Here is an 11,153-nt window from a genome sequence, read left to right on the forward strand (position 1 = left end):
CGCGGCGCGGTTTCCAGGGCGTGAAGCCGATGCGGTAACATCGTTTTTCGGCCCTCGGGCCGCCACGTTGGGGCGTGGTGTAATTGGCAACACGGAAGATTCTGATTCTTTTGTTCTTGGTTCGAGTCCAGGCGCCCCAGCCAGGTGGTTCTTATTCGAACCATGCGAACTAGAAAACGAAGTGGGCTGCGGCTCAGAAGAAGCCCTGGCGGCAACGCCAGGGCTTCTTGCGTTCGAAGAGCGCTGACAGACGTTTGACCCCGATCGAATTCGAGGCCATCATGAACGCGCCAGCCGAACGCGCTGCGTGACTAGAAACTGTCACCTCACCGTGCAGCAGACCCGGCAGTATCCCGACCTCGCTATTGTGCGGCCTTTGACGCCGTTCAGTGTGAGCGAGCGGACCGACGGACCTTAAGACAACATCGTCAATGTGAAGCGCCTCAGGTTCGATGCGCCATCCTTTTGAGTCGAAAGATGTATGTCATGCCGAAGAAAATCGATCCTGCCCTTCGTGATCGGGCGGGTCCGTCTGGTGCGTGAGCACCGGTCGGAGTATCCGTCGCTGACGGCTGCGTCAGCGGCCGTTACCCGTCAGGTCGGTGTCGGTCACGAGTCCGTGCGCCGGTGGGTGCTGCCTTCCAATCCGGATCGACGACCGCATTCTGGCTCACCTCAAGGCGGTCGCCACGGTCAAGATGCGGCGCGTCGAGGGCTTCCTCAATCTCCTGGACCGACTCCGCCGAGGTCGGGCACGGGCGCAGTTCCGTGTGGGTGCATCCGAGTTGCGATCTGCACTACAAGTTCGACGGGGGCACCTCGCCCAAGCTCGATCCGGCGCTGCTCGAAGAGATGAACATCGAATCCATCCAGGCGCGCGGCATCGAGCTCGCCGACGCGACCCTGGCACACAGCCCGCGCACGGGCTGATCCGGGCCTACCCGGACCAGCGGCGCGCGACGTACCCTCTTCACATGACAGAACCCGTCGTGCTTTTCTCGATCGACGCCGGGGTCGCGTCGATCACCCTCAACCGACCGGCCGTCGGCAACGCGATGAGCCGGGAGCTGACTGAATCGCTGCTGCGCGCGATCCGGGATGCTGAGGCGGACCCGGATTGCCGCGTCGTCGTGCTGCGCGGCGCAGGCCGGGTGTTCTGCGGCGGCGGGGATCTCAACGAGATCGCCCGCAAGGGGGGCGACGCCCAAATGCGCCGGATGGTCACCACGCTGCAGGACACCATGTTCGCCTTCGCCGCATCTCCCCTGATCATCATCGCGGCCGTCGGCGGCGCCGCGGCGGGCGCCGGCCTCGGACTCGTGCTCAACACCGACATCGTGCTCGCCTCCACGCGGGCCAGCTTCCACGGTGCCTACGGAGCCATCGGGCTCACCCCCGATGGCGGGGTCTCGTACCTGCTCCCCGCCGCCATCGGCAGCAAGCGCGCCTCCGCGGTGTTGCTCACCGGATCCCCGGCCAGTGCCGCGGACGCCCTCGCGTGGGGACTGGTCGCCGAGGTTCTCGAACCCGATGCCCTGGATGCGCGCGCCGATGAGCTCGCGGCCCGACTGGTCGCCGGGCCGACGCAAGTGTTCGGTCCGACCAAGAAGCTGCTGGGCGCCCCCGCCCTCGCGGGCTACCGAGCCCATCTCGACGCGGAGGCCGAGTCGGTCACCGGCTATGCGGCGCATCCGGACACCCAGAAGCGCATTCGGGCTCTCCTCGAAAAGGCCGGCAAGTAGGAACAGGAGCAGGAACGATCCCCGCGCTGTTGTAAGCACTGAGCGCCGCAGCCAGCCGCGACATCCGCCTCGAGGACGGAAACCCTGTATCGAACTACCAGAAGACCACCGAGGCCGTTTCGAAACTGACCCCGGAGCAGTACCGCGTCACCCAGGAGGCGGCGACCGAGCCCGCGTTCCGCAACCAGTACTGGGACAACCACGAGCAGGGCATCTACGTCGACATCGTGTCGGGCGAGCCGCTGTTTGCCTCGATCGACAAGTTCGAGTCCGGTTCCGGCTGGCCGAGTTGCACCGTGCCGCTCGATCCCGCCAACATCGTGGAGAAGAAGAAGGACCGCAGCTGCGGGATGACCCGCATCGAGGTCCGCTCCACGAACGGCGACAGCCACCTGGGCCATATGTTCGATGACGGCTCCCGCCGACCAGGGCGGTCTGCGCTACTGCATCAATTCGGCCGCGATGCGCTTCGTCCCGGTCGCCGACACGATCGGCACAGCCGTCCAGCGCCGGGCTCAGTGATCGCGGTCGCGACGACGAAGTCACCGACGAGAGGGCGCGGGCCTGCGTTCGTTCGTGCTGCTCGGGGCTGCCGTAGCGGTTCAGGGAGGCTCTTCCCGACGTGGTCCTGATGGCTGAGGCCGGAGGAGATGCCGGCCGGCCGGTGGGAGAACTCCTCCCGGACCACGAACGGAGATCCCGATCTTCCGACATTAGGAGAGCAGTGGGCCGACGAATCGGTGCCGGCCCGCCGTGCGGAACAGCCCCCGGGGAAGGTCTGCGTGCGCTCCGCCTCGACGACCCGCGGGACGATCTCGCGCACTGAGAAGGTCCGCGCCGATGTGCGCATGGCGTCGAGTTCTTCGGTCAACGCCGATGGGGCGAGAAGCATGCGGTCGTTCCCTTCGACGTGCCCGTGTCAGGCTCAGTCCTTCCAGATGGTCTTGATGCCGCCGCGCCGTTTTGGCCGGGTTTTGGAGCGTCGTCGACAGGTGGACTTTCCCCCGGATTTCGAGGGTGCCGAGTGGCCGCGATATCCTCGCTGAGGACCGCGTCGACGGCGTTGCGCGGGGCGAGGTGCGTCTGCGTTGACGGCAGCCGGATCGCTCCCGACGGACCGGATTCAGCACCCTCTGTTTGGAGAATCAGATGACCGGGTTCCCCGCATCCGCCGGGCACGAGTTCGACCGCCGTGCCTTCCTCCGCCTCGGCGGCGTCGGTGTCCTCGCGGTGGGCGGCCTCGCCGTTCTCGCGGCCTGTTCCCCGGTCTCTCCGGGCCCGTCCTCGACCCCTGCGGTGCCGGCGACTCCGACCCCTGCGGTGCCGGCGACTCCGACCCCGGGCCAGTACGGTTCGATCGCCGTCCAGCTCTCGGGGATCAAGACCATCGAGTTCGCGGGCGAGTATCTGGCGACGACGAACGGGTACTACGCCACCGAGGGGTTCACCTCCGTCGACCTCATCGCGGGCGACGACGCGACCACCGTCGAGGCGGCGCTGACCTCCGGCTCCGCCCTCGTGGGCTTGTCGACGCCGGCGCTCACCGCCCCCGCCGTCGCCGCGGGCGCGCCCCTCAAGATCATCGGCTCGATCTACCAGAAGAACCCGTTCTGCTTCCTCTCGCTGAAAGAGCACACCCCCATCGCGAAGGTCTCCGACCTCAAGGGCAAGGTCGTCGGGGTCCCGCCCGGCCTGCGCGCCGTCTTCCAGGGCTTCTGCACCGCCAAGGGCCTCACCTCCGGCGAGCGGGGCAGCGGCAGATTCGACGTGTACGTCGTGCCGGCCGATGACGACATCACCCCGCTGGAGCACGGCAGGTACGACGCGCAGCTGTCCTCCCTCACTCGCGGGCCCGTCCGCGCCACATTCGACGGCTACCTGCCGGTCGTCCTCGGCTTTGCCGCCAGCGGTCTGCCCTTCACCGCCGCGACCCTCACCGTCACCCAGGATTCGATCGACACCCAGCGCGATCTGCTCAAGGCGTTCCTCATCGCCGAGATCAAGGGCTGGACGGATGCGATCAACAGCCTGTCGAAGTCGGCCGATCTCGCCGTCAACGAGTTCGGCAAGGGACTGAAGCTCGACCTGTTCGAGCAGACCAGCGAGGCGGCGGCGCAGAACAGGCTGATCCTCACGGATGACGTGAACGAGAACGGCCTCCTCGCGATGACGCGGGAGCTCGTCGACGCGAGCGTCGAGACGCTCGCCGCGATGGGCACGACCGTCGCCGCCGGCGATCTCTTCGACCTGTCGCTGCTCGAAGAGCTTTATCTGGACCACCCGGAGCTCGTCGTTCCGTTCCAGCTCCCCTCCTGATCCGCCGCCGCGCGGCGGCGGCGGAGGCGGTGTTCCGGCCAGCGCATCCCGTGTCCGCGGAATGAACGCCAGCGAAACGCCGCGGAAACGTCGCCCCATTACCGTGGGCGATGCATCACATTCCCCCGCCCGTTGCGTCGAAAGGCTGCATCTCCTATGACCACTTCCACGCGCGTCGTGCGTCTCGCGATCGTCACCGCGAGCGCTGTCGTCGCCGCTGGCGTCCTGGCCGGCTGTTCCTCGTCCCCGTCGTCGTCGGCACCCTCCACCGCGGCCACCACGGCAGCCGCGCCCGGCTCGTTCGGCAACATCGATGTCCAGCTCTCGTGGATCAAGAACTCCGAGTTCGCCGGCGAGTACTACGCCCTCGACAACGGCTACTACACTCAGGCGGGCTTCGGAACCGTCACGCTGACGTCCGGCCCCTCGATCGGGACGAGCGAACTCGCCTCCGGCAAGGCGCAGTTCGCGCTCTCCGACGCCGCCTCGGTCGCGGCGTATGACTCCGACCCGGCGAACGCGAGCGATCCGATCGTCATCGTGGGGGCGACGTACCAGAAGAACCCGTTCACCATCGCCTCGCTCGGCACCTCCGGTCTCACCACGCCGAAGTCGCTCGTGGGTAAGAAGATCGGCGTCGACGCCTCGAACACCTCGCTGTTCAACGGATTCCTCGCCGCCAACGGCATCGACCCCACGCAGGTCACGGTCGTGCCCGGCTCCTTCAACGGCCCTTCGATGGTGGAGTCCGGCAAGGCCGACGGCTACGTCTCGTACATCACCAACGAGGCCATCGCGATCAAGAAGGACACCGGCTCGGTGACGCAGCTCGACTTCGCGGACAACAACTTCGCCTACCCGGCGGAGACCATCGCGGTGACGAAGAGCTTCCTCACCGCCCACCCGGACGAGGTCAAGGCGTTCCTCACCGCCGAGATCAAGGGCTGGAGCGACACGTTCAAGGCGTCCGACACCGACGTGGTGTCGAAGGTGATCGAGCACTTCAACGCCGCGGTTTCCGCGCCGGGCTCGGCGGAGAAGCAGAACAGCTCCGGCAAGCTCGACCCGACCGAGACGAAGGCCGAGTTCGACGGCCAGAAGGCCCTGGTCGCCGATGCTGAGACGAAGGCGAACGGACTGTTCACCATCTCGTCGAGCCTTCAGACGGAGACCGTCGCGTCGATGGCGAAGGCCGGCTTCGCGGTGACCGCGGATCAGATCTTCGACACCTCGCTGCTGACGCAGATCTACACGGAGAACCCCGGCCTGATGAACTACGGCGGCTAGTCTCCACGCCGATGACGAACTCCGTTTCGACCGATGCCGGTGCCGAGCAGCAGCTCGGCACCGGCATCCGGATCACGGGTCTCAGCAAGCAGTTCAGGGTGCGAGGGGGCAAGACCCTTCAGGCGCTGCAGGATACCGATCTCCACACCGACCAGGGGTCCTTCCTCGCGCTGCTCGGGCCATCCGGCTGCGGCAAGTCGACGATTCTCCGCATCCTCGCCGACCTCGAGAGCCCGACCTCGGGAGAGGTGCTGATCGACGGCCGCACCCCGGCCGAGCAGCGCAGGGCCAGCGAGCTCGGCATCGCCTTCCAGGACCATGCTCTGCTGCCCTGGCGCAGCGTGTGGTCCAACGTGAAGCTGCCGTTCGAGGTCGCGGGCCGGTCGGTCGACGCCGGCTATGTTCACGAGCTCATCGACCTGGTCGGCCTGCACGGGTTCGAGAAGGCCAAGCCGGCGCAGCTCTCCGGCGGCATGCGCCAGCGGGTCTCCATCGCGCGCGCGCTCGTGCTCAAGCCGTCCGTCCTGCTGCTCGACGAGCCGTTCGGGGCTCTCGACGACATGACGAGGCAGAACCTCAACCTCGAGCTGCTGCGCATCTGGACCGAGAAGCCGGCCACGACGCTGCTCGTCACGCACGGCATCCAGGAGGCCATCTTCCTCGCCGACCGGGTCGCCGTCATGTCGCCTCGGCCCGGCCGCGTCACCGAGATCATCGAGGTGACCCTGCCGAGGCCGCGCACCCCCGACATGATGCGCACCCCCGAATTCCACGCCCTCGTCGACTACGCCTCCGGCCTGCTCTTCGGCAGGGACGGCAGGGCCGAGGCCGAGGCGTGAGCCGATGAGTCGCGGACGCGCCTTTCCCCGCTGGGCGGCGACGATCGCGGGAATCGCCGTGATCCTGCTCATCTGGTGGCTGGCGTCGTTCATCCACTACGACCAGGCGAACGGCACCGCGTTCCACCCCGTGCCGGCGCCGTGGGACGTCGTCGACTGGCTCGTGATACAGGGCGCGCTGCCAGGGTACTGGCCGTCGCTTCAGCCGACGCTCATCGAGGCGGGCCTCGGGTTCCTCTGGGGAAACGGGATCGCCCTCCTGCTCTGTGCGCTCGTGCTGCTGGTGCCGTGGCTCGAGACCGTCATCACCCAGATCGCCGTCGTGAGCTACTGCCTGCCGATCGTCGCGGTCGGCAGCCTCGCGATCATCCTCATCGGGGGTGCGAAGAACCCCGGCGACCCGTCGCAGACGGGCATCCTCCTCGCTGCCCTCGTCCTCTTCTTCACCACCGTCTCCGGGACGCTGCTCGGCTTCAAGTCGGCGGATGCCGCCTCGGTCGACGTGGTCCGGGTCTTCGGCGGCGGGCGCTGGTCGCAGCTCGTCAAGGTGCGGCTCGTAGCCGCGCTCCCGGCGATCCTCAGCGCGCTGCAGGTCGCCGTGCCGACCTCGTTCCTCGGCGCTGTGCTCGGCGAGTACATGGGGCACATCGACCGCAGCGTCGGAACCCTCCTCATCTTCTACCAGAGCCAGAACGACTCCATCGGCATGTGGTCGCTGTTCCTGCTCTGCGCGCTCGTGTCGGTCGTCGGCTACGGCATCGTGGGTCTCATCGCGCGTCTCATCACGCCCTGGGTGCGCGGCAGGGCAGCCGGGTGAGGGGCCGTCGTCTGCACCCCGTGCTCCGGGCCGTCATCAACCTCGTCGTTACGGTCGCGATCGTGCTGCTCATCTGGCAGGTCATCGTGTGGCTCGCTCCGCACCAGATCGCGAAGGGGCCGGCCGACGTGTGGCAGCACCTCTTCGTGTCGAACCCCAACGCCGTGGTGTTCTCGCAGACGGCGGCCGGCATCCGCGCGAATCTGGCGCGATGGCTCGGCCAGACCCTCGCCGACGCCGGCCTCGGGTTCGGGGTGGGGATGGCGATCGCGATCATCCTCGCCGTGGTGTTCTCGCTCTCGCGGAGCGTCGAGGCCGGGGTCATGCCGTTCGCGCTGTTCCTCAGAACCGTCCCGCTCGTCGCGCTCGTCCCCGTCATCGACCTCATCGTCGGAATCGGCACGCCGGCCTCGGTCGCGACGATCGCGTCGATCGTGGTGCTGTTCCCGGCGCTGGCGTCGGTGATGTTCGGCCTCGCGCAGGCATCCCCGCAGACGCTCGACGTCGTGAGCGTCTTCGGCGGCAACCGGTTCACGCAGCTCGTCCTCGTGACGGCGCCCGGCGCGGTGCCCTCCATCTTCGCGGCGGCTCGGGTGTCGGTGCCCGGCGCCATCACCGGCGCGCTGCTCGCGGAGTGGCTGTCGACGGGTCAGGGGCTGGGAGGGGAACTCTCGATCTTCCTCGCCAGCTCCAAGTTCGTCGACCTGTGGACGGCGGTGGCCGGGATCACGCTGTTGACCCTCGTCATCTACAACATCGTCGCGATCGTCGAGCGCATCGTGCTGCAGGCGATGCACATGCAGCAGGCGACGGATGCCTGAGCGAGACCTTCGCGACCTCCCCAAGGCGCACCTCCACCTTCGAAGCGGCCATGCGCGCGGCGACACTCGACGAGCTCGCCGTCGCGATGGGCGTCGAGTGGGCGGGGGTGCCGCCGTTCACCGATTTCTCCGTGTTCTCGACGACCTACCGCGCCCTGCTCGCGGTGCTCTCGATTCCCGCGGGCTATGAGCGTCTCATCGACGAGGCCGTCGGTGATCTGGCTCGCGACGGGGGCGTCTACGCCGAGTTCGGCGTCGCCCCGAACTTCTCTGTCGACACCTCTGGCAGCGCGGCATCGCTCTCGACGGGCTCACGCGCCTCAGGGGTGCTTGGCGAGGAACCAGCGAACGGCGGGCAGCGCCTCGGGGTGCCGGGGCGTGCGCCCGTGCGTCGCGCCGTCGAGGAGTCGCACCGGGGTGTCGGGCAGCGTCGACTGCACCTTTGCCGCGGCGCGCACGCGGTAGTAGTCCTCGGTTCCGGCGATCATGAACAGCGGCGTCGTGAGCTGCGAGAGCACGGCGTCGGGCACGCCCTTGTCGAGCTCGACCTTGCGCATGTACGCGGCGAGGGCGACGGCGTCGTTGGCGAGCAGGGCGACGCGGGTGGACTGGTCGAGCTCGAAGCCGAGCCGCTCGACCCAGCCCTCGATGAATCCGGGCATCCCCTGGGTCTCGAGCACCCCGATGCAGCCGGGGAAGAACGTCCGGTCGAAGACGCCTTTGCCCGTGCGCGGTGATCCGCCGAGCGTGATGAGCGAGGTGATGCGGGTGGGGTGCTGCGCGGCGAGGGTGAAGCCGACGCGGGCGCCGAGCGAATAGCCGATGAAGTGGGCGTGCTCGGCCTGCGCGGCGTCGAGCACGGCGAGCACGTCGGCGAGGAAGTACGGCAGGTCGTAGGCGTCCTCGTCGTGCGGCTTGTCGCTGTGGCCGTGCCCGCGCAGGTCGAGGGTGATGACCTTGTACTCGTCCTGGAGGTCGCGTACCCAGCCGAAACCTCGCCAGATCGCCTGCGACAGCGCGGTGCCGTGGACGAGGACGATCGCCTGGGGATTCGCCTCGTCGCCGAACACCCGGTAGGAGATCCGGGCCCCGTCGAGGGGGTTGAGCGCAGTGTCCACGGCCAAAACCCTATTCCTGGGCGTGTTTCCGGAGTTCGCTCAACGCGCCGGGTGTCGCCCGCACCATAACGTGGGGTGCGTGAGCGGCACAGCAGGCGACGCGATGCTCGTGCTCGTCAGGCACGGGCAGACGGAGTGGGCGAAGAACGGCTGGCACACCGGCTCGAGCGACATCCCGCTCACCGCGGTCGGGGAGGATGAGGCCCGCGCCGTCGGCGACGTCCTGAGCGGCCACCGCTTCGGCCTCGCGCTCACGAGCCCGCTGCAGCGCGCTCGACGGACCGCTGCTCTTGCCGGATTCCCTCATGCGGGCGTCGACCCCAACCTCGCCGAGTGGGACTACGGCGCCTACGAGGGCCTCACCAGCGAGCAGATCGCAGCGGAGCATGGCGGCCTCTGGAATCTCTGGCGCGACGGCGTTCCCGCCGGTCGCACTCCGGGCGAGAACGCCATCGCGGTGCGCCGCCGCGCCGATGCGGTGCTCGTGCGCGCCGTCGAGGTGATGAGGCGCGGCGAGGACGCGCTGCTCTTCGCCCACGGTCACCTGCTGCGCGCGATCGGCGCCGCGTGGCTCGAGCTCGAGCCCGAGGACGGCGCCGCATTCTCGCTCGCCACGGGCACGGTCTCGGTGCTCGGCTTCGAGCACGGGCGTGCGGTCGTCAAGCGCTGGAACTGCACGCCGGGAATCCTCGCTCTGCCGGAGTCCTAGTCCTCGGAGTGCGTCACCATGGTGAGTGCGGTGCGCTTCTCGGCGAGCCAGTCGGCGAAGGCGAAGCCGACGCCGGAGAGCAGGAACGTCACGTGGAGGGCGATACGCCAGACGAGTTCACTCGCATCGAGCGCCTTCGCGGTTCCGATGTCGGTGAAATCGCGAAGCAAGCCGATGGCCGAGATCGCAACGATGGAACCGATGATCTTCATCTTCAGGCCGGAGAAGTCGATGTGGTTCATCCAGCGCGGACGATCTTCGACGTCGCGGGCGGCCGCAATGCGGGAGACGAAGTTCTCATAGCCGGCGAGGATGACGATGAGCACGAGGTTGGAGAGCAGGACGAGGTCGAGCAGGCCGAGGATCCCGAGCATGAGGTCGTTGCCATCCTCTTCGGTGAGGTGCACGAGGAGCGCCCAGAGCTCCTGAACGAATTTCACGACGATGGCGGCGAGCACGACGACGAGTCCGAGGTAGAGCGGTGCGAGCAGCCAGCGGCTGCCGAACAGCGTGAACTCGACGGCGTGCTCGAGTCGGCGGGGGTGTTCGACGCGCTTCGGGGCAGGATCCGCCACGGTGTGTTCCTCCTCGAGATGGGTTGAGGCTAGTCGAGCGCGGCTAGACCTCGAGCGACTCGCCGGGGGCCAGGGGCGCGTACACGCCGCCGCCCTGCTCGGTCGCCCAACCGAGACGGCCGTTCGCCATGGCCTGACCTGCCGCCGAATTGATCGTCTCGTGCGTGGCGAAGGCGTGTCGAGGCGCGACCGCGAGGATGAAGTCCATCGCGTCGCCGATTTTGAGCCAGGGCGCGCTCGCCGGGGCGGCGAGGACCTCGACCGGTGCATCCGGAACCGCCCACGAGTCGCCGGGGTAGTACAGCGTCTCGTTCACGAGCACGCCGACGTTGTCGACGATCGGGATGCTCGCGTGGATCTCGTTGTGCTTTCCGCCGAAGAACCGCAGCCGGAACGGTCCGGCGACGATCGTGTCGCCCGGGCGCACGACCGTGACATCGAATCCGGTCGCGGCGGCGGCGAACCCCTCCGGGCCGAAGACGCGGGCGTCGGGATTGCCGGAGAGGATGGCGGCGAGCTGCTCGGGCGTCCAGTGGTCGGCGTGCTCGTGGGTGACGACGATGGCGGCGACCCCGTGGAGGCCGCCGAGTGGCCGGGTGTAGGCGCCCGGATCGATGACGAGGGTGCTGCCGGATTCCTCGACGACGAGAGCGGCGTGCTCGAGCTTGGTGACGCGCATGCGCCCAGGCTAATCGCGACCGGCGTGAAACGCAGCTACGCGGCGCTGAGGGGCAGAGGCGCTGAGCGGCAGAGGCGCTGGGGGGAAGGAGCAGGGCACCGCGGGCCGCGATGATTTGGCCGGTGCTCGCGGGCTGTGAGAGGATATCCCGGCTGCGGCCCCATCGTTTAGCGGCCTAGGACGTCGCCCTCTCACGGCGGTAACGCGGGTTCAAATCCCGCTGGGGTCACGCGAGGGTTTCGGAGGAGCT

11 protein-coding genes, 2 tRNA genes and 2 pseudogenes are annotated in these 11,153 nt (G+C 68.1%); 12 read left to right on the top strand and 3 right to left on the bottom strand.

What is annotated here, in order from left to right:
* Positions 1–68 precede the first annotated feature (68 nt).
* The 10 genes and pseudogenes from M7D61_RS00005 (at position 69) to M7D61_RS00050 (ending at position 7,822) form a co-directional block, all read left to right on the top strand.
* A tRNA-Gln gene (locus tag M7D61_RS00005) sits at positions 69–143 on the top strand.
* Between the two features lie 343 nt (positions 144–486).
* Positions 487–643: pseudogene (locus M7D61_RS00010) on the top strand (IS3 family transposase); the annotation flags it as partial.
* Between the two features lie 125 nt (positions 644–768).
* A complete protein-coding gene (locus M7D61_RS00015) occupies positions 769–930 on the top strand; it encodes a hypothetical protein (RefSeq protein WP_298226323.1) in 162 nt (53 codons plus the stop codon).
* A 44-nt stretch (positions 931–974) separates the two neighbouring features.
* Positions 975–1,742: an enoyl-CoA hydratase/isomerase family protein gene (locus M7D61_RS00020; protein WP_298226301.1), complete on the top strand. Its 768-nt coding sequence runs from the start codon at positions 975–977 to the stop codon at positions 1,740–1,742.
* Positions 1,743–1,804: 62 nt separating this feature from the next.
* Positions 1,805–2,264: pseudogene (gene msrB, locus M7D61_RS00025) on the top strand (peptide-methionine (R)-S-oxide reductase MsrB).
* 627 nt (positions 2,265–2,891) lie between these two features.
* Positions 2,892–4,058, top strand: coding sequence for an ABC transporter substrate-binding protein (locus M7D61_RS00030; protein WP_298226303.1), 1,167 nt, complete (start codon positions 2,892–2,894; stop codon positions 4,056–4,058).
* Positions 4,059–4,214: 156 nt separating this feature from the next.
* A complete protein-coding gene (locus M7D61_RS00035) occupies positions 4,215–5,345 on the top strand; it encodes an ABC transporter substrate-binding protein (protein ID WP_298226307.1) in 1,131 nt (376 codons plus the stop codon).
* An 11-nt stretch (positions 5,346–5,356) separates the two neighbouring features.
* Positions 5,357–6,184 carry an ABC transporter ATP-binding protein gene (locus M7D61_RS00040; RefSeq protein ID WP_298226309.1) on the top strand — a complete coding sequence of 276 codons (828 nt, stop codon included), beginning with the start codon at positions 5,357–5,359 and terminating at the stop codon, positions 6,182–6,184.
* Positions 6,185–6,188: 4 nt separating this feature from the next.
* A complete protein-coding gene (locus tag M7D61_RS00045) occupies positions 6,189–7,001 on the top strand; it encodes an ABC transporter permease subunit (protein WP_298226311.1) in 813 nt (270 codons plus the stop codon).
* Positions 6,998–7,822: an ABC transporter permease subunit gene (locus M7D61_RS00050; RefSeq protein WP_298226313.1), complete on the top strand. Its 825-nt coding sequence runs from the start codon at positions 6,998–7,000 to the stop codon at positions 7,820–7,822. The genes M7D61_RS00045 and M7D61_RS00050 overlap by 4 nt, the downstream gene beginning before the upstream one ends.
* Positions 7,823–8,142: 320 nt before the next feature.
* Here the strand turns inward: M7D61_RS00050 and M7D61_RS00055 are convergent, their stop codons facing one another.
* Positions 8,143–8,940, bottom strand: a complete 798-nt coding sequence (locus M7D61_RS00055) for an alpha/beta hydrolase (RefSeq protein ID WP_298226315.1) — start codon at positions 8,938–8,940, stop codon at positions 8,143–8,145.
* A 79-nt stretch (positions 8,941–9,019) separates the two neighbouring features.
* Here M7D61_RS00055 and M7D61_RS00060 point away from each other — a divergent pair, with 79 nt between their 5' ends.
* Positions 9,020–9,649 (top strand): histidine phosphatase family protein, encoded by a 630-nt coding sequence (locus M7D61_RS00060; protein ID WP_298226317.1) that lies wholly within the window; start codon positions 9,020–9,022, stop codon positions 9,647–9,649.
* Here the strand turns inward: M7D61_RS00060 and M7D61_RS00065 are convergent.
* Together M7D61_RS00065 and M7D61_RS00070 are read right to left on the bottom strand one after the other, a co-directional pair.
* Entirely contained in the window at positions 9,646–10,224 is a 579-nt protein-coding gene (locus M7D61_RS00065) for a TIGR00645 family protein (protein WP_298226319.1), read from the bottom strand. The two genes, M7D61_RS00060 and M7D61_RS00065, sit on opposite strands and share 4 nt — an antisense overlap.
* A 43-nt stretch (positions 10,225–10,267) precedes the next feature.
* Positions 10,268–10,903 carry an MBL fold metallo-hydrolase gene (locus tag M7D61_RS00070; RefSeq protein WP_298226321.1) on the bottom strand — a complete coding sequence of 212 codons (636 nt, stop codon included), beginning with the start codon at positions 10,901–10,903 and terminating at the stop codon, positions 10,268–10,270.
* A 156-nt stretch (positions 10,904–11,059) separates the two neighbouring features.
* On the opposite strand from M7D61_RS00070, the gene M7D61_RS00075 reads away from it, so the two are divergent.
* Positions 11,060–11,132, top strand: a tRNA-Glu gene (locus M7D61_RS00075).
* Positions 11,133–11,153 lie beyond the last annotated feature (21 nt).

Source organism: Gryllotalpicola sp., assembly GCF_027352875.1.
GTDB lineage: Bacteria > Actinomycetota > Actinomycetes > Actinomycetales > Microbacteriaceae > Gryllotalpicola.